The following is an 18,747-nucleotide window of genomic DNA, read 5'->3' as shown; positions in this document are numbered from 1 at the left end:
TCCACGGCCCTGGCGTTGGTGCCGGCGGCGCCGATGGTCGTGCCGGTACGGCGTTCGCCTCCCGGCGGCCCTTGGGCCACCGGGAGGCGGCGGTCTCGGTCAGGAGCCGCTGCCCGGCACCGGCGGCCGGTCCCGCGACGGTCCGCCGCGGTCGGCGTCCAGCTTCCTGATGTGAGGGCTCAACGGGTACCGGGCGAGGACGTCGCTCGGCAGGAAGTAGGCCCCCTGCACCATTCCGATGCAGTCCGGGGCGGCGCAGAGGCAGGCGAACGGCCGGACCATCGCCCATTCCGTCGAGGGGTAGAAGAAGGTCAGTTCCTCCCCTTGGCCGATCGCCCGCATCGTGATGACGATGCGGGCGACCGTGTCGACGAAGACGTTCGCCGCGCACGAGTGATTCAGATAGCGCACGGTGGGCGAGTCGACGTGCTCGGCGACGCCCACCTGGATCGTGTAGACCGACGGCACGGTGTGGACCGGGCGGTCGGCGAAGTCGGCCACCGCGGTGCCCGCGGCGATGGGCGCCGCGGCGACCAGCCCGGCGCCCGCCGGGCGGTCGTCGGCGACCTCGTAGAAGGTGCTCGTGCTCATTGACGGCTCCAGTCGGTTACGGCGCATCGACGCCGGAGGGCTCGGCGCCTGGGAGGAGGGGACGGGGATCAGGGAGAGGCCGGGGACGCGTCGGGCCCGGAGGCGGCCTCGCGGAGGATTTCCTCGATGTGCCCGGTCAGGGCGGAGACGGTCGGGTGCTCGCGCAGCACCACCGCCGGCAGCCGGTGCCCGAGCAGGGACCGCAGCTTGCGCAGGATCAAGATGCTCATCAGCGAGTCCATGCCCAGGTCGTAGATGTTCTGGTCGGGGTCGAGCGCCTCGGGGGACGGGAGCTTGAGGATTTCGGCCACCACGGCCCTGACCTGCTCCCGCAGGCCGGTCGCGCCGTCCGCGGGCACTCGGGCGCCCGGCCGCGCCGGCTCGTCCAGGTAGCCGGCGAGCAGGCTGGACGGGCGGCTCCCGTCCGCGATCCCGATCCGGGACCATTCGGCGTCGGCGATGACCAGCTGGGCCGGAGCCTCCCGCTCGTCCAGCCGCCCGAGGACGGCGCTGAGCCGGCGGCCCGGCATCAGCCGGATCCCGCCCCCTTCGAACAGTTCCTGCTGCGGGGTTCCGGCCATTCCCTCGCGCCAGCCTCCCCAGTTCACCGTGTGCCCGGGAAGGCCGCGGGTCCGGCGGTGGAGGACGAGCGCGTCCTGGAAGCAGTTGGCGGCCGCGTACGCGGCGTCCCATCCGCCCAGGAGCGCGGCCAGTGCGGAGAAGCACACGAACCGCGTCACCTTGTGGGACTCGGCGAGCCGGTGCAGCAGGTGCGTACCGGTGACCTTGGAGCCGAACATCGCGGCGAGGTGGTCCTCGTCCATCTGGTCGAGCGGTGTCGTCGCGCCGGTGACGGCGGCCTGGTAGACGCCGCGCAGCGGAGGCAGATCGGCCCCGAAGCGGTCGCTCAGGGCCTGCATGGCGGCCTCGTCTCCGACGTCCGCGGCGACCGCGGTCACGGTGACGCCGCGGCCGCGCAGCTCCTGGACGATGGGGGCCGTGTCCGGCAGGCCGCGGCGGGAGAGGGCCACCAGGTGGCGGGCGCCGAGGTCGGCCAGCTGCCGCAGCACCAGCGGGCCGACTCGCCCGCTCGCGCCCACCACCAGCTCGCAGCCGTCGGGGTCGATCGCCAGCGGGGCGCCCGCGGGCAGCGTGCCCGGCACGAGCCGCGGCACCAGCCGGGCCTCGCCCCGGTGGCAGACCTGGTCCTCGGGCGAGCCGGCGGTGATCTCCCGGCGGATCAGCTCGGCGGCCCGCTCCGCCGGACGGTCGTCCAGGTCGATCAGACCGCCGTGCAGGTCGGGATGGGCGGGCAGGAGGCTCCGCGCCGCGCCCCAGACGGCCGCCCGCGCGGCGTGCACCGGATCCCCCGGTCGCGCCGCCTGCGCGTACCGGGTCACCAGCCAGAGCCGAGGGGGCCGGTCGGCGCCGGCGGCCGCGAGGTCGTGGACGAGCCGCCACGCCTGGAGGGTCAGGCGATGGGCGGTGGCGGGATCGGCCTCGGCCCCGTCGCCGGCGTCCAGGCCGACCGGCAGCACGACCTGGGCGACCCCGGCCGGCGGGCCGAGGCGGGCGATCCTGTCCGCGGCCGCCGGTGCCGTCAGTTCCGTGATCGGGACGACGCGGTGCTCGACGCTCGCCTCGGCCAACGCGTGCACCAGGGCGCCGGCCACATCCGACCCGTCGCTCACGACGACCCAGCCGCCTTCACCGGCCAGGCCGTCGCGCGCATCGCCCGCCGGAAGGGGAAGCTCCCGCCAGCCCACCGTGTGCACCCATGAGCCCGGCACCGGCGCCGGGGCGGGCTCGAGCCGGAGCCCACGCAGCGATCCCGCGTCCCCGCCTGGCCCTTCCAGGGCGGCCGACACCGCCAGCCCCGCACCGGCGGGTTCGGCCGACAGCAGCCGCGCGCTCAACGCGCCCGCGGCCGGTTCCCAGAACAGGCCGTCGGCGCCCTTCGGCACCAGCGCCCCGGACGCCTGCGCCTTCCCGATCGCCTGCGCCGTCAGGGTGTCGATGCATCTGGCGAGTACCGCGACCCGCCCCGCGCCGCCCGTGCCGGCGCCGTCCGTGCCGGTGACGCCCGTGCCGGTGCCGTCCGTGCCGGCGCCGCCCGTGCCGGCGCCGCCCGTGCCGGTGACGCCCGTGCCGGTGCCGGCGGCGGAATCCGCGGTCGCCCGGTGGATCCTGGCGGAGGCGCGCAGCCGCCAGCCGTCCGCGTCGCCGTCGGCGGTGTAGATCTTCACGCTGGACAGGACCCCGCCGTCGTGGTCCTCCGGAACCAGCGCCGTCTGGACCTCCGCCCGCTCGCCCGGCCGCAGCGGCTCGTGGACGCACAGGTCCCGGACCACCGAGGGCCGCAGGCCGGCGCACCGCGCGGCGGCCAGCGCCATCTCCCCGTACAGGGCCAGCGAGACCGGCTCCTCCGGCAGGTCGGAGCACTCGGCCGTCCACGACGGGTCGAGCCGCCCGTGCCAGAGATGGGTTCCGGGGCTGTTCGCCGGCCTGGTGTGCATGCCGAGGAGCGGATGGCCCGCCATGAGGCCCGGCGCCGGAGCCGGAACGGCGGTCGCGAGCGCGTCGCCCGCGGCGGTGGCCGGTGCGCCGCCGTCCGGCGACGGCGACGTCCAGTAGTCGCGGTGATGCCAGGCGGTGGTGGGCAGCGGCGCGACACCGCCGCCGGGGAACAGCCGCTCCCCCGGGACGGGCAGGTGGTCGCAGCACAGCGCGGCAAGTTGGGTGAGCATCGTGGCCCGCGCCGGCTGGTCGCGCCGCAGGGTCGGCACGACGAGCGGGTCGCGAACCTCGGCCGCCGCCAGCGTCGACTCGACCGCCCATCTCAGCAGGGGATGCGGGCTCACCTCGACGAAGACCTCGTGCCCGTCGTCGGCGGCCGCCTTGATCGCGGCGGCCAGCCGGACCGGCCTGCGGAGGTTGTCCACCCAGTACGGCCCGTCGAAGGACGGCGCCTCGCGCGGATCCTCGGTCACCGTCGAGTAGAAGACCGGGCCGCCCCGCCGATCCGGCTCGGCGGGCCGCGGGCCGAGATCGGCCAGCGCGGCGAGCAGCGGCTCGGCGAGCGGGTCCATCAGCGGGGTGTGCGAGGCGGCCTTCCCCGGCACGGACCTGGCCGTGACGTCCCGCGCGGCGAAGTCGGCGACGACCCGCTCCACATCCTCGGGGCTCCCGGCGATGCCCGTGGTCGCCGGCCCGGCCAGGACGGCCACCCAGACCGTGTCGCCGACGCCCAGCTCGGTCAGCCGGGCCGCGACCTCGTCGGGCGGCGCCTCGATCGACCCCATGGCGCCCTCGCCCTCCACGCCCGCGATCGCCTGGGAGCGCCGGCACAGGATCCTGGCGCCGTCCTCGGGGCTGAGGACGCCGGCGACGACGGCCGCGGCCACCTCGCCCATCGAGTGACCGATCACCGCGGCCGGCTCCACCCGGTAGGAGCGCCACACGGCGGCGAGGGCCACCTGCATGGCGAAGATGAGCGGCTGGACGTCGGTGCCCCGGGCGGGAAGCCCGCCGCGCGCCAAGGTCTCGGCCAGCGCCAGGCCCGCCTCCTCCTGGATCACCGGTTCCAGCTCCGCGATCGCCGCCGCGAACGCCGGCTCCGACTCCAGAAGCTCACGGCCCATCTCCGGCCACTGCGACCCGTACCCGGAGAACACCCACACCGGCCCCCGGCGGCGTTCCCGCCACCGTTGCGCCACGACGCCCGGTACGGCCCGGCCCGCCGCCAGGCCGCGCAGTCCCGCGAGGAGCTCCTCCCGGTCCGCCGCGACGACCGCCCCGCGCTGCCGGACGCCCGCCCGCCGGGCCAGCGTCGTGCCGATGTCCGGCATCGGGACGCCGGCACCGGGGCCCTCCAGCCAGTCCGCGAGGAGACCGGCCGTCTCGGCGCACCGTTCACGGTCCCATCCGGAGACCACGTACACCCCGGGACCGGACGCGGAGCCGGAGCCCGGCCCGTTCGCGGGCGCGGCCTCCAGCACGACGTGCGCGTTGGTGCCGCCGAACCCGAACGAGGAGACCGCGGCCCGGCGGGGCTCGTCCGTGGCGGGCCACGAGACCGGTCCGGTCGGCACGAAGAAGCGGCCGCCCTCGGCGTCGATGGCCGGGTTCCACTTGGTGAAGTGCAGGTTGGGCGGGATGACGTCGTGCTGGAGCGCCAGGACGGCCTTGATCAGGCCGGCGATCCCGGACGCCGCCTCCGGATGGCCGATGTTGGTCTTGACCGCGCCGAGCGCGCACGGCAGGTCGCCGGTTCCGTAGACCTGGTCGAGCGCCTCGAACTCGATCGGGTCCCCCAGCTGCGTGCCCGTGCCGTGCGCCTCGATCAGGCCCACCGAAGCCGGTGACGCGTCCGCGAACCTGAGCGCGTCTCTGAGCACCGCCGCCTGCGCGTTCGTGTTCGGCGCCGTCACCCCCTGCGAACGCCCGTCGGAGTTGACCGCCGAGCCGCGGATGACCGCCAGGACGCGGTCCCCGTCACGCAGCGCGTCCCCGAGGCGCTTCAGCACCACGACGCCGCACCCCTCCCCGCGCACCATGCCGTCCGCGGCGGCGTCGAAGGTCTTGCAGCGGCCGTCCGGGGCGAACGCCCCCCACTGCCCGAGGGCGATGTGCGTGTCCGGGTCCAGGATCACGTTGACCCCGCCCGCCAAGGCCATGTCGCTCTCCCGCAGGCGCAGGCTCTGCGCCGCCAGGTGCACCGCGACCAGCGAGGAGGAGCAGCCCGTGTCCAGCGCCGTGCAGGGACCGTGCAGATCGAGGAGGTAGGAGATCCGTCCCACGGCCACGCTGTGCGCGTTGCCGGTGCCGCTGTAGGGGCCGACCTCGGCAGCGAGCTGCTGGTAGTCGCTGTACACGAGGCCGCCGAAGACCCCGGTCCGGCTGCCCGCCAGTGACCCGGGTCCGATGGCCGCCCGCTCCAGCGCCTCCCACGCGGTCTCCAGGAGCAGCCGCTGCTGCGGGTCCATGGCCTCGGCCTCACGGGGCGAGATGTTGAAGAACGCGGCGTCGAAGCCGCTGACGTCGTCCAGGAACCCGCCCCACCGGGAGTTGGCGCTGTCCGGGGCGTACGGGTCGGGATCGTAGAGTTCCGCGGCGCCCCAGCGGGTGGCCGGGATGTCGGTCACGGCGTCGCGTCCTTCGACGAGCAGCCGCCAGAACGCCTCGGGGCTGTTCGCGCCGCCGGGGAAGCGGCACGCCATGCCGACGACGGCGATCGGTTCGGCGGCGATCGTGCCCGCCGCGCCCGCCAGCCGGTCGGCCAGCACGTCCAGTTGGTCCTCGGACAGTTCGGCGAGCCGCTCGGTGATGCTCGTCATGGCTCATCTCCCATCGTCGCTCTCGATGCGGGTGAGAAGGTCGTTCCAGCCGCGGGCCGCGGGGCCCGGTGCCGCTTCGCGGGACGGGCCGGGCTCCGCCTTGCGGGAGGCGGTCGCCGGCGCGCCGTCCGCCTCCGCCAGCCGCCGGTCCAGGAGGTCGGCGAAGGCGTCGATCGTCGGGTGGTTCCACAACGCGGTCGCCGGAATGCGCAGGCCCAGTGCCCGCTCGGCCCGGTTGCGGATCATCAGGGCCATGATCGAGTCCAGGCCCAGCTCGGCGAGCGGGCGCCGGGTCTCCACGTCGCCGGGGCGCATGCCGATGACCCCGGCCACGATGGCGGTGACCGTCGTCTCGACGCGCGAGCGGCGCTCGGCGGGGGCGAGACCGGCCCAGGCCCGGGCGTCCGCCGCGTGGCCGTCACCGCCCTGGTCCGCCGCGTTCGCCAGGGCGACGGCCTGGCCCAGCAGGCCGGGCGCCTGGGCCGACGGCCCGGTCCGGGTGACCGGGACCACGATCGCCTGTGCGGCGCCGACGCGATGCAGGTGGTCCCAGCCGGCGAACGCCTCCTCGGGCCGGAGCGGCCGCAGCCCCGCCGACCGCAGTTCGTCGACGACCAGCCTGGCCGCCTTGGGACGGGCGAAACCGAGCCCTTCCCACACGCCCCAGTCGATGCTCGTCGCGGTGCATCCCCGATTCCGCCGCAGGTGGGCGAGGGCGTCCAGATAGGCGTTGGCGGCCGCGTACGTGCCCTGGCCGGGCACCCCGGCCAGGGCGGCCGCGGACGAGAACAGCACGAAGAAGTCCAGGGTCCCGGGCGGGAAGGCGCGGTGGAGCACGGACGCGCCCACCGCCTTCGCACGCAGCACCGCCTCCAGATCCGCGGCGCCGGTGTCGGCGAGCATCCGGTCGGCGAGCACCCCGGCGGCGTGGACGACCCCGCGGATCGGCGGATGGCCTTCCCGGTCGAGATCGCTCAGCAGCCGGGCGAGGGCCGCGGGGTCGGCCACGTCCAGCGGGGCGACCCGTACCGCGACGCCGCGGCGCTCCAGCCGCCGGACGGCGGCGACCGGCTCCCGCCACCGCTCCCGGCCGCCGGCCTCGTCCCAGGTGCGCCGGGGCGGCAGCCCGGTGCGGCCCGCGAGCACGAGCCTGCGGGCGCCGCGGTCGGCCAGCCATCGCGCCGTGCGGAGGCCGAGGGCGCCCAGCCCGCCGGTGATGAGGTATCCGGCGTCCGGTGCGCAGGCGAGCGGCCCCGAGCCCGCGCCCGGGCCCTGCCCGGCCTCGGCCGGCCGTATCTCCGGGACCAGCGGCTGTTCGCGGGCCACCACGATGCTCTCGTCGGGCGGATCGAGCAGCAGCCGCGCCAGCCGGGCGGCCCGCTCGGCGGCGGTTCCGGGGGACAGGTCGGCCACGGCGCACCGCAGGTGCGGGTATTCGGCCGCCGCGACCTTCGCCAGGCCCCACAGCGTCGCCGCGGCCGGCGCGTTCTCGTCCGCGGCCTCCTGCACCCCCTCCGTGACGAGCCAGAGGGCGGCGCCGCCGGAGCGGTGGCGTTCGGCGAGCGTGTTGATCACTTGGAGGGCGCGGCGGCAGCCGTCGAGCACGGCCGCCGCGATGTCGTCCCCTGAGGGGGCGGGCGGCAGCAGCACGAACGTCCCGGCGGGCGCGTCCCGCAGCGCGGGATCCTCGAGATCCGCGATGTGCCGTACGGCCACGCCGGCGTCCCGCACGCGGCCGCCGAGAAGGCCGGCCAGCTCCGAGGTAGGCCCGAGCAGGGTGACGTCCGCGGGGGCGGCGGCACGCGCGCCGGAGCCCTGGCCGAGCGGCCGCCACCCGACGGCGTGGACCAGCCGCCGGACGTCCAGCGCGGCCTCCGCGCCGTCACTCTGGAGGGGCGCGTAGCGGACCCCGGCCAGGCTCAGGATGCGATGCCCCGCCGGTCCTTCGACGCTGATGTCGACGACCAGTTCGCCCGTTCCCGACTGGCCCGGACGCCGGACCGCGCGTACGACGGCGGGGGACTCCGCGTCGGTGTACGCCGCCGCCCGTTCGATGCTCGCCGGCACGCGGGCGGTCTCGTCCGCGTCCGCCATCGGCGCGATGGTCAGCGCGGCGTCGAGGACGCCCGCCCACGTCACGCCCTCGTCCGCGAACACGATGTCGGCCGTCAGGCTGGTCTTCCCTGTGGACAGGGCCTTGACCTGCCATGGATACGCGGTGCCTTCGACCCCGGCCGAAGCCAGTGCCGACTGGACCGCCGCCAGATCGGTGACGGTCTCGTTCCCGGCCGGCGCGAGGCCGGGCGGCTCACCGGCGGCGTCGGCGGGAGCCGCCTGCGGCACGCCGGCGGTCATGCTGAGCACCCAGGCGCGGTCCTGCCCGGCCGGTCGCACGTGGACCTCCAGCGCCTGGTCCCGGACCGTCACCTGGACGTCCTGGTCCTGGTCCGGCAGGACGGGGTGGATCAACCGGATCGCCGTCGCCTCGGCGTGAGGAGCCGCGCGCAGCGCGGTGTGCACCAGGACGGAGGCCGGCACCAGCGGCACCCCTTCCACCGAGTGCCGCCCGGGGTAGGGGAGCGCGCCGGGGCCGAGACGCGCCTGCCACAGCGTCAGCCCGTCGGCGCCCGGGACGTCCACACGTTCGCCGAGCAGCGTCCCGGCCCCCGGGGCGGCACCACCACCGCCCGCCCGCATCCGGGTCATGTCGATCCAGTGCCTGCCGCGCCGCCAGGCGGTGGTGGGCAGGTCGATGACACGGCCTCCGGGGAACAGCCGGTCCGCGGCGGCCGGCTCGCCGCCGAGCAGTACCGTCGCCGCCTGCGCGCGCATGGTCCGGGCCTCGTCGCCGTCCCGGACCAGCGTGGGCAGGACGACCGGGCGGCGCGGACGGTCCTCCAAGGTCTCGCTGACCGCCTGCAGCAGCAGCGGATGCGGAGACACCTCGACGAAGCAGTCGAAACCGTCGTCCGCGGCGGCCGCGACCGCCGCGCTGAACCGGACCGTACGCCGGAGATTGGCCACCCAATAGGCGGCGTCGAAGCCGGGGACCTCCCGCGGGTCCTCCAGCACCGTGCCGTAGAACGGCACCTCGGGCCGGTGGCCGCGGACCTCGGCGAGCGCGGCCGCCAGCCGCTCCAGGATCGGGTCCATGTGCGCCGAGTGGCTCGCGACCTCGACCGCCACGAGCCTGGCGCGGCCGCCGTCGCGCACCACCCGCTCGACGAGCGCCCGCACCTGCCGCGCACCCCCGGCGATCACCGTCTGGCGGGGCGCGGAGCGCACCGCCACCTCGACCCCCGGGACGAGGGCGATGAGCTCCAGCACCTCGTCCTCGGCGAGGTCGAGCGAGGCCAGCGCGCCGCGCCCGGCCAGCTCGGCCAGCAGGCGCGACCTGCGGACCATCACCGCGAGCCCGTCCTCGCAGGACAGCGCTCCCGCCGCCACCGCGGCCGCGACCTCGCCCATCGAATGCCCGATGACCGCCGCGGGCCGCAGTCCCATCGCCTCCCAGGCGCGGGCGAGGGCCACCTGCATCCCGAACAGCACCGGCTGGATCCGGTCCATCGAGCCCGGATCCGCCCCGGATTCCAGGAGCCCGCGCAGGGAGAAGCCGGCCTCCGCGACGAACAGCGGATCCAGGGCGGCCACCGCCGCCGCGAACGCGCGATCCTCCTTTAGCAGCCGCCGCCCCATTCCCGGCCACTGCGATCCCTGCCCGGAGAAGACCCAGACCGGTCCCTTCAGAGGGCCGCCGTCCGGAGCGCGCACGACGGCGGGACCGTCTCCGCCCTCGGCCAGAAGATCCAGCCCTTCGCGCAGTTCGCCGGTCGTCCGCGCCAGGACCGCCGCGTGGGCCCTGCGATCCCGCCGGGCCAGGGAGTAGCCGATGTCGGCCAGCGAGGGGTGGGCGTCCTCGGCGTCCAGCCGGCGCCGCAGCGCCGCCGCCGTGCCGACGAGACGCTCCGGCCCGCCGCCTCCGATCAGGAAGATGCCCGGCGCGGTCGGCGAGTCCGCACCCGTACCGGCACCCGCGTCCGCGTCCGCCGCCGGTTCGGCGGCCGCCTCCAGGACGACATGGGCGTTGGTGCCGCCGAATCCGAAGGACGACACTCCCGCGACCGGGAGGTCCGCGCCCCGGTAGCGCGGCCACGAGAGCGGAGCCGTGACGACGCGCAACCGCAGTTCGTCGAAGCGGATGTGCGGGTTGGGCGCGTGGAAGTGCAGGCTGGCCGGCAGCCGCCGGCCGGACAGCGCGAGCACCACCTTGATCAGCCCGGCGACGCCGGCCGCGGCCTCCAGATGCCCGAGGTTGGATTTGACCGAGCCGATCAGCAGCGGCCGGCTGGCCAGGCGGCCCTTCCCCAGGACGGCGCCGAGCGCGTTCGCCTCGATGGGGTCGCCGAGCAGCGTCCCGGTGCCGTGCGCCTCCACGTAGTCGACCTCGCGCGGGTCGAGGCCGGCCGCGGCGTAGACCTCCCGCAGCAGGGCCTCCTGCGCCGCCGGACTGGGCGCCATCAGCCCGTTGGTGGCGCCGTCGGAGTTGACCGCGCTTCCCCGGACGACCGCCAGCACGCGGTCGTCGTCGCGCACGGCGTCGCTCAGGCGCTTCAGGACCACCATGCCGCAGCCTTCGCCGCGGCCGTACCCGTCGGCCGCGGCGTCGAAGGTCTTGCACCTGCCGTCGCGCGCCATGACGCCGGCGCGGTCGAAACCGATCGTTATGGCCGGGGAGACGATCAGGTTCACCCCGCCGGCCAGCGCGAGGTCGCTCTCACCGGAGCGCAGGCTCCGCACGGCCAGGTGCACGGCGACCAGCGACGACGAGCAGGCGGTGTCGACCGTCATGCTGGGCCCGCGCAGCCCGAACAGGTAGGAGACCCGGTTCGCCAGGATGCTGGGGGAGGAGCCGGTGCCGGTCCAGGCGTCGATCGTGGCCTGGTCCTGGAGCTGCAGCAGGCCGTAGTCGGAGGTGGACGCGCCGATGAACACGCCCGTCCGGGACCCCGCGAGCGAGCGGGTGGCCATGCCGGCGTGCTCGAGCGCCTCCTGGGTCACCTCCAGCACGAGCCGCTGCTGCGGGTCCATCGCCGCCGCCTCCCGCGGCGCGATCCCGAAGAAGCCCGCGTCGAACTCCGCGATGTCGCAGTCGAGGTAGCCTCCTCGGCCACCGGGCCGGGCCGCGGGCGGCGCGGCGGGGCCGGCGGCCGGCTCCCCCCAGCGCTCGGCCGGGACCTCCCTGGTGCCGGAACGGCCGGACAGCAGCAACGCGCCGAACTCGGCGGGGCTGTGCGCCCGTCCCGGGAACCGGCAGCCCAGCCCGACGACGGCGATCGCCTCGCCGGCACGTGCGGCGTCGTCGCCGGTACGCGCGGCGTCCGCGCCGGTGGCCTCCGGGGTCCGGGGCGGGGCGCCCGCGGCCGGCTCCGCGCAGTATCCGGCCAGCAGGGTGATGGTCGGATGACGGTAGATGATCTGCGGGTCGACGGGCCGGTCCAGGATCTCGCCCAGCTCGCCCGTGAGTTCCACCAGGTCTCGCGATCGCAGCCCGTACGCGTCGAACGTCCGGTCGGGATCGATGGCGCCCGCGGGTTCGTTCACCCGCTCGCCCAGCCAGCGGATCAGCCAGTCGCGTACCTGCCCACCGCGCACCACCGCAGATCTCACCTCGGAAAGACAGCCCGGAATATGCGCCGGGCGATTGACGAAATCTGGATTGGAATTCCTCTGCACACGTTGACACCGGCGCCGGATAAATGTCTATCATGTGCCCTAGGCATTCGGGTTGACCGGAGGAATCCATGGGCATTCTGGACGGTAAGAACATTCTGATTACCGGAGTTCTCACCGACTCTTCGATCGCCTTTCACGCGGCCCGCCTCGCGCAGGCCGAGGGCGGCCGGGTCGTGCTGACCGGGTTCGGCCGGTTGAGCCTGGTGAAGCGCATCGCGCAGCGGCTTCCCGAGCCCTGCCCGGTCATCGAGCTGGACGTGACCGACGACCGCCAGCTGGCGACGCTCAGCGCCCGCGCCGGCGCTCATCTGGATGGTCTCGACGGCGTTCTGCATGCGATCGCCTTCGCTCCGCAGACGGCCATGGGCGGCAATTTCATGAACACCGGCTGGCCCGACGTCGCGACGACGCTGCACGTTTCGACATATTCGCTCAAGGCGCTCGCCGGCGCCGTGCTGCCAATGTTGCGCGAGGGCTCCTCCATCGTCGGACTGGATTTCGACGCGCGGGTGGCCTGGGACGGTTACGACTGGATGGGCGTCGCCAAGGCCGGCCTCGAGTCCTGCACCCGCTACCTGGCCCGCGACCTCGGGCCCCGGGACGTGCGGGTCAACCTGGTCGCCGCCGGGCCGCTGCGCACCACGGCGGCGCGGAACATTCCCGGTTTCGACGAGTCCGACGAGTCCTGGGACCGGCGGGCGCCGCTCGGCTGGGACACCCGCGATCACGGCCCGGTGGCGCGGGCGTGCGTGGCGCTGCTTTCCGGATGGTTCCCGGCGACGACCGGCGAGATCATCCATGTCGACGGAGGAGCGCATGCGATGGGCGCCTAGCGCCGCCGGCCGAGCCGCTCGGGCGGGAACGTGCCGCGCGGATCGCCGTTGTCGAGCATCCCGACGATGCCGCCGCCCACCGACGTGGAGTCGTGCACGGCATAGCCGAGCAGCTCGGCGATCTCGGGGGGCAGGCCGGCGGCCACGTCGGGCGGGGCGACCAGGGTGCCGGTCTCCTGCGGGCGCAGCCAGCCGGCGCAGTAGCTCACCGCGCACCCGCGCCGGTACTGGTCCGGGGTGCCGTTGCGCCCGCCGCCGTGGAAGACGTCGGCGCGGAAGAGCAGCACGTCGCCCTGGTCCATGATCGCCTGCCGGAGCGTCCCCACCTTGGGCCGCCGGCCCGCCGGCCAGCGGTGGCTGCCCAGCGCGATGCGCGTCCCCCCGTTCTCGGCGGTGAAGGGCGTGAGCCCCACCATGGCGGTCACGCTCACCGCGTGCTCCTGGCGCAGCAGCTCCGGCCACCACGCGTCGGAGTCCCGGTGCACGAACTGTGCGGTCTCCTGCGGGCCGATCTGGATCATCTCGGCGGTGCTGAGCAGGATCCGCCGGCACACCGGGGTGAGCATCCGGTGCGCCCAGGCCAGGATCTCCTCGTGCGTGACCAGCTCGCGGACGACGGGGATCCTGGTGACCAGCCGCTGCAGCCGGACCGTGCGGAATCCCAGGAAGGTGTCGTAGACCGGCGTCCCGGTGCGGGGTCGGCGGGAGTCCCGGTCCCGCGCCAGCCAGCGGTCGATCTCGCCGTTGACGCGGGCGCACAGGTCGCGCCCGGCCAGCCCGCCGACGACGGCGGCCCCCCACTCCTTCACCGCCGCGTCAATGGCCTGCCAGTCGTACGGCGGCCCGAAACGCGGCACCTCTTCGGGGACGGGCTGCTCGGGGTCGGCATGGGAGGACACGGCATTCTCCTTCGGGGTCGTCAGTGGCCCATGGAGGCGCCGCCGTCCACCGGGATCACGGCCCCGGTGAGGTAGGCGGCCTCGTCGCTGGCCAGGAAGCGCACCACGGTGGCGATCTCGGCGGGCGTCGCGGCCCGTCCGAGCGGCGTCTGCTCGATGTACGTGGCGAGGACGCGGTCGGGCAGGTCGGCGGTCATGTCGGTCAGGACGTAGCCGGGGGCGACGACGTTGACGGTGATGTCCCGCGCGGCGACCTCGCGCACCAGCGACCTCGCGAACCCGATCAGGCCCGCCTTGGAGGCGGCGTAGTTGGTCTCGCCCGCCGCGCCGAGCAGGCCCAGCGAGGAGGAGATCAGGATGATGCGCCCGCGCCGCCTGCGCAGGATCCCGCGCATGGCGCGGCGCACCACGCGGTAGACGCCGATCAGGTTGGTGTCGATGACCGAGACGAACTCCTCGTCGGTCATCACCGCGAGCAGGTTGTCGCGGGCGATGCCGGCGTTGGCGACGAGCACCTCCACGTCGCCGTGCCGCTCCTCCACGGTCGTGAAGGCCGCGTCGACCTGCGCCCCGTCGGTCACGTCGCAGCGGACCCCCAGGAACCCGGCCGGCGGTTCCCCGGTCCGGTAGGTGACGGCGACCGCGTCACCCTGGCGGGCCAGCTCGCCGGCGATGGCCAGCCCGATGCCGCGGTTGCCGCCGGTGATCAGGCAGGAACGGGACGCCGCGGCCGGTCGCGGGCCCTGCTCGCGCGGTCCCGGCGCCGGCGCGGTCTCCGGCGCGGTCTCCGGCGCGGTCGGGAGCGGGGGAACCGGCCCCGGGCCGGTGGGCGCGGTCATGACCAGTCCGGGGTCGGCAGCCGGCCGGACAGGAACAGGTCGCGGCAGGCGCTCCGCCGCACCTTGCCGCTGCTGGTCCGCGGTATCGCCCCGGGCCGGGTGAGGACGACCGTGCCGGTCGCCAGGCCGTGCTCCGCGGCCACGCACTCCTTGATCGCCATCGCGATCCGCTCGGCGGTCAGCGCCGCGGCCCGCGCCCTGGCCGGACGCACCTCCGCGACGACCACCACGCTCTCACCGTCGCCCGGGTCGACGGAGAAGGCCGCCGTCCTGACGACGGCGCCGGCGGCCGGCGATTCCGCGAGGGTGGCCTCGATGTCGTCCGGGTAGTGGTTCCGGCCGTCCACGATGATCAGGTCCTTGAGGCGGCCGGTGATGAACAGCTCCCCGCCGCTCAGGAAGCCGAGGTCTCCGGTGCGGAGCCAGGGCGCGGACCCGTCCGCCAGGCGCGCGCCGAAGACCTCGGTGTCGCGTTCGGACCGGGTCCAGTATCCGTCGGCGACGTTGGGACCTCGCACCCAGATCTCCCCCACCCGGCCGGGGGGCAGCGGCCGGCGGTCCTCCGGATCGACGATCCGCAGATCGACCTCGGGGAGCGTGGTGCCGCAGCTGGCCAGCGGCCAGGAGCCGGCGGCGGCCGGGTCGGCGGTGCGCGCGTGCCCGCGGCCGAGCGCCGCCCGGTCGAAGTGGTGGACGAGCCCCTTGGCGGCCAGCGGCGTGGAGGTGACCGCCAGGGTCGCCTCGGCGAGGCCGTATCCCGCCGAGTTGGCGCGCTCGGAGTACCCGCGGTCGGCGAAGGCCGCGGTGAACTCCGCCACGCTGGTGGGGCGCACGTGCTCGCTGGCGTTGACGAGGTCGGTCACCGTGCTCAGGTCGAGCCCGATCTTGCGGCCCCCGGTCACCCGGCGCACGCACAGTTCGAGGGCGAAGTCCGGCGCGGCCGTGTACGTCCCCCGGTACCGGGTGATCAGTTCGAGCCAGCGGCGCGGATCCTGGATGAACGCCGAGGCGGTGAAGTGCACGGAGTGGGCGCCCGCGCCGGTCGGCATCAGCAGCCCCAGGACGAGCCCCATGTCGTGGAAGTACGGCAGCCAGGAGATCAGAACGCCGTCCTCGGAGAACGCGCCCTGCGTGCGCATCTGCCAGCACGACGCGACCATGTTCCGGTGCGTGACGCGCACGCCGGCCGGGCGGCTGGTGGAGCCGGAGGTGTACTGCAGGTAGGCGACCTCGTCGAGATCCACGTCGACCGGACGCCACTCCCCGGCGATCCCGGCCGGGATCTCGTCCACGGGGATCACCTGCCGGACGGAGTGGTCCGGGCATTCCTCCAGGAACGCGTCGACCGCCCCTCTGCCCGCCACCGTGCTCAGGACGTGCCGCGGGCCGCAGTCGGCGAGCACCGAGCGAAGGCGGTCGCCGCCGCGTCCCTCCGGAGCGAAGAGCGGCACCGCCAGGACGCCGGCGTAGAGGCACCCGAAGAACGCGACGGCGTAGGAAAGGCCCTGGGGCAGCAGAAGCGCGACCCGGTCACCGGGCGCGGTCAGCGACTGCAGTTCGGCGGCGACCGCCCGCGCCCGCAGATCCAGGTCGCCGAAGGTCAGCGTGACCGGCACCCCCCGGCGGTCGGAGCCGAAGTCGACGAAGGTGAGGGCCGGCGCCGCCGATCTGTGCCGTGCGTGCCGCCGCAGCACGTCCCTCATGGACTCGTTCGTGTGGACGTCGGCGGCCGCCAGCGAAATCGCCATTCCCAACTCCCTCGAATCCGCAGGTCGCTCAAGCCATGCGCACGATCCTTCCAGCGCGATCAGGTATATGCCATCTATCCTTGTCTATATATCCATTGTTATAGAGTCCGGATGCCTCCCCCTGAACAGCCTGAAAAGGGTTGACACGGCGACTTGCCATGGCGAATCTGGACACGGCCGCCACCTCTCCGGAATATGGCACGGAATCACCGTGTCCGGCGCAGAAGGATGACCACGATTCGCAAGGGAATGCCATGGATCCGATGACCGAGGCCCTGCTGGACGACGCCCCGGCGGAAGTGCTGGCACGGACTCCCGTGCCGGACGAGTATTCGGCCCTGCATCTGCGCGCCGAGGACGTCGACATGTTCACCGGCGTCACGGACAAGGACGTGCGCGCGTCGCTGCGCGTCGGCCCGGTGCCCATGCCCGAGCTCGCGCCGGATGAGGTGCTGGTCGCGGTGATGGCCAGCTCGATCAACTACAACACCGTGTGGTCGGCCATTTTCGAGCCGGTGCCCACCTTCGCGTTCCTCGAGCGCTTCGCGCGGACCGGAGGCCATGCGATCCGCCATGACCGGCCCTACCACGTCGTGGGATCGGACGGGGCGGGGATCATCGTGCGGGTCGGGACGGGGGTCAGGCGCTGGCGGGTGGGCGACCGGGTGGTGATCAGCCCGGCCTACGTCGACGACCAGGAGGCCGCCACGCACGGCGACGGCATGCTCGGCGCCGAGCAGCGGGCCTGGGGCTTCGAGACCAACTTCGGCGGGCTGGCGTGCTACAGCGTCGTGCGCGCGAGCCAGCTCATCCCCAAGCCCGCCCATCTGACGTGGGAGGAGTCCGCGTGCGTCTCGCTGTGCGCGGGCACCGCGTACCGGATGCTGGTCAGCCGGCAGGGCGCGGCCATGAAGCAGGGCGACACCGTCCTGATCTGGGGAGCCACCGGCGGGCTCGGCGCGTACGCGGTCCAGATGGTGCGCAACGGGGGAGGGGTCGCCATCGGTGTGGTCGGCTCGGCCCGCAAGGCCGAGCACCTGCGGACGCTGGGCTGCGACGTGATCCTCGACCGCAGCGAGTTCGGCCTCGACGACGGCGGCGAGCCGGGCCCGGACCAGAGCATCCGGCTCGGCAAGAGCCTCGGCAGGGCCATCCGTGCCGAGACCGGCTGCGATCCGGACATCGTCTTCGACTACGTCGGCCAGGCGACGTTCGGTCTGTCGGTCTTCCTGGCCGCACGCGGCGGCACGGTGGTCACCTGCGGGTCCAGCACCGGGTACCAGCACCGGTTCGACAACCGCTACCTGTGGATGAACCTCAAGAGGGTCATCGGCAGCCACGGGGCGAACGCGCGGGAACAGTGGGAATGCCTGAGGCTGTTCGAGCGCGGCCACCTGGTGCCGACACTGTCGCGGGTCTACCCGCTCACCAAGGCCGCGGAGGCCGCCCGCCTCGTCCAGAACAACGGGCATATCGGCAAGGTGGGCGTGCTCTGCATGGCCCCCACGACCGGCCTGGGCGTCACCGATGACCGGCTGCGCGAACGCATCGGTCCCGGCAGGCTGAACCCCCTTCTCGACACTCCCGTGCCGGTCGGCTGACGACCCCGGCCGAAGCCACGTCCGATCCTGTTCACCTCCCGGTCCGGTCGCGCCTATATAGGGCGGATATAGAGGGCCGGCGAATAGTGAAGGTGGAAGCAATCGGTATCCGTGGAGGGGAACCAGCGGATGCATGCCCGCGAACTGCCACGACAGAACTCATCGCACGGTCATCGACAGGCGGGCGCCGGAAGGCCCGGCCCCGCGATCAGAGTGCTCATCGCCGATGGCGAACCGGCCGTCCGGCGAACGCTGAGGCGTTTTCTCATGGTCCCGGAGGACATCGAGGTCGTCGGCGAGGCCGCCGACGGTGGCCAGGCCGTCGAAGCGGCCGCACGACTCGGGCCCGATGTCGTCCTGATGGACCTGCGCATGCCGCGGATGGGCGGGATGACCGCCATACGGCGGATTCTGGCCGCACCGGACACGCCGCACACGGTGATCGCGCTGAGCACGGACACCAATGACGAGCACCTGTTCGACGCCCTGCAGGCGGGTGTGTCCGGCTTCCTGCTGAAGGACGGCGACCCCGCGGTCCTCATCGAGGCGATCAGAAGGACCCACCGCGGGCACGGGTTGCTCGACCCGCTGGTGACGCGGCGCGTCATCGAACGGCTGGCCGTCCTTTCGCCGCTGCCGCCGTCTCCCGAGCTCCGCAGTCTCACCGCACGGGAACGCGATGTGCTCACCCTGCTCGCGCAGGGGCACAGTAACCGCGCGATAGCGGGCCTCTTGAAGATCGGCGAGGGGACGGTCAAAATCCACGTCAACCGGGTGCTCGCCAAACTGAATCTGGACTCGCGGGTGCAGGCGGCCATCTACGCGATCGAGCACGGTGTCATTCTCCCGCGCCGGGGCCCCGGGGCCGGCCGCGACGGTGACGGCCGTCCCGGCCGCGCCGTCACCCGGACCGAGAGCTTTCCCCGCGCGGCCGGGTGGTGACCGTGGCGGGCGCGGCACGCGTCACCCGAGGCGTTCGCCGGTTCGGTTAAGGCTCACCGGGCAGTGCGGTCAGGTTCACGACCGCGCTGTCCGCGTTCGCGCGTTCACGCCTTCCCGTGTTCCCGGGGGACTCCGCCCGTTGGATTTCATCCGCGTCGGCCCCATTACCGCGGAATCCAGCGCGTCGACGTGATTCTCCATATCTCCTCGCGTGCTCTTCCGACT

9 protein-coding genes are annotated in these 18,747 nt (G+C 74.2%); 3 read left to right on the top strand and 6 right to left on the bottom strand.

What is annotated here, in order from left to right; translation table 11 throughout:
• Nucleotides 1–99: 99 nt before the first annotated feature.
• The 3 genes from ACZ466_RS11170 to ACZ466_RS11160 all read right to left on the bottom strand — a co-directional run bounded on the left by ACZ466_RS11170 (nt 100) and on the right by ACZ466_RS11160 (nt 11,594).
• Nucleotides 100–591: an SET domain-containing protein gene (locus ACZ466_RS11170; RefSeq protein WP_378287129.1), complete on the bottom strand. Its 492-nt coding sequence runs from the start codon at nt 589–591 to the stop codon at nt 100–102.
• A 68-nt stretch (nt 592–659) separates the two neighbouring features.
• Nucleotides 660–5,927, bottom strand: coding sequence for a type I polyketide synthase (locus tag ACZ466_RS11165; RefSeq protein ID WP_378287130.1), 5,268 nt, complete (start codon nt 5,925–5,927; stop codon nt 660–662).
• A 3-nt stretch (nt 5,928–5,930) separates the two neighbouring features.
• A complete protein-coding gene (locus tag ACZ466_RS11160; RefSeq protein WP_378287131.1) occupies nt 5,931–11,594 on the bottom strand; it encodes a type I polyketide synthase in 5,664 nt (1,887 codons plus the stop codon).
• A 134-nt stretch (nt 11,595–11,728) separates the two neighbouring features.
• On the opposite strand from ACZ466_RS11160, the gene fabI reads away from it, so the two are divergent.
• Nucleotides 11,729–12,493, top strand: a complete 765-nt coding sequence (fabI, locus tag ACZ466_RS11155; protein WP_378287132.1) for an enoyl-ACP reductase FabI — start codon at nt 11,729–11,731, stop codon at nt 12,491–12,493.
• Here the strand turns inward: fabI and ACZ466_RS11150 are convergent.
• Genes ACZ466_RS11150 through ACZ466_RS11140 form a run of 3 tightly spaced genes read right to left on the bottom strand, consistent with a single transcriptional unit; the run spans nt 12,490 to nt 15,979 of the window.
• Nucleotides 12,490–13,392, bottom strand: coding sequence for a phytanoyl-CoA dioxygenase family protein (locus tag ACZ466_RS11150; protein ID WP_378287133.1), 903 nt, complete (start codon nt 13,390–13,392; stop codon nt 12,490–12,492). The genes fabI and ACZ466_RS11150 overlap by 4 nt on opposite strands.
• Nucleotides 13,393–13,412: 20 nt before the next feature.
• Nucleotides 13,413–14,231, bottom strand: a complete 819-nt coding sequence (fabG, locus tag ACZ466_RS11145) for a 3-oxoacyl-ACP reductase FabG (RefSeq protein ID WP_378287135.1) — start codon at nt 14,229–14,231, stop codon at nt 13,413–13,415.
• Nucleotides 14,228–15,979 (bottom strand): fatty acyl-AMP ligase, encoded by a 1,752-nt coding sequence (locus ACZ466_RS11140; RefSeq protein WP_378287136.1) that lies wholly within the window; start codon nt 15,977–15,979, stop codon nt 14,228–14,230. Before ACZ466_RS11140 ends, fabG begins: the two co-directional genes overlap by 4 nt.
• 254 nt (nt 15,980–16,233) lie before the next feature.
• On the opposite strand from ACZ466_RS11140, the gene ccrA reads away from it, so the two are divergent.
• Together ccrA and ACZ466_RS11130 are read left to right on the top strand one after the other, a co-directional pair.
• Nucleotides 16,234–17,580, top strand: a complete 1,347-nt coding sequence (gene ccrA / locus ACZ466_RS11135; RefSeq protein WP_378287137.1) for a crotonyl-CoA carboxylase/reductase — start codon at nt 16,234–16,236, stop codon at nt 17,578–17,580.
• Nucleotides 17,581–17,709: 129 nt separating this feature from the next.
• Nucleotides 17,710–18,522: a response regulator gene (locus ACZ466_RS11130; RefSeq protein WP_464043381.1), complete on the top strand. Its 813-nt coding sequence runs from the start codon at nt 17,710–17,712 to the stop codon at nt 18,520–18,522.
• Nucleotides 18,523–18,747 lie beyond the last annotated feature (225 nt).

The sequence above is a fragment of the Actinomadura rugatobispora genome, assembly GCF_055379765.1.
The sequence above is the reverse complement of the archived record's forward strand: the minus strand, read 5'-3'. Positions and strand labels throughout refer to the sequence as shown.

Excerpts from the sequence above, each read along its gene's own strand:
- ccrA (WP_378287137.1), top strand. The coding sequence starts at position 16,234 with ATGGATCCGATGACCGAGGCCCTGCTGGACGACGCCCCGGCGGAAGTG.
- ACZ466_RS11140 (WP_378287136.1), bottom strand. The coding sequence starts at position 15,979 with ATGGCGATTTCGCTGGCGGCCGCCGACGTCCACACGAACGAGTCCATG.
- ACZ466_RS11170 (WP_378287129.1), bottom strand. The coding sequence starts at position 591 with ATGAGCACGAGCACCTTCTACGAGGTCGCCGACGACCGCCCGGCGGGC.
- fabG (WP_378287135.1), bottom strand. The coding sequence starts at position 14,231 with ATGACCGCGCCCACCGGCCCGGGGCCGGTTCCCCCGCTCCCGACCGCG.
- fabI (WP_378287132.1), top strand. The coding sequence starts at position 11,729 with ATGGGCATTCTGGACGGTAAGAACATTCTGATTACCGGAGTTCTCACC.
- ACZ466_RS11130 (WP_464043381.1), top strand. The coding sequence starts at position 17,710 with ATGCATGCCCGCGAACTGCCACGACAGAACTCATCGCACGGTCATCGA.
- ACZ466_RS11165 (WP_378287130.1), bottom strand. The coding sequence starts at position 5,927 with ATGACGAGCATCACCGAGCGGCTCGCCGAACTGTCCGAGGACCAACTG.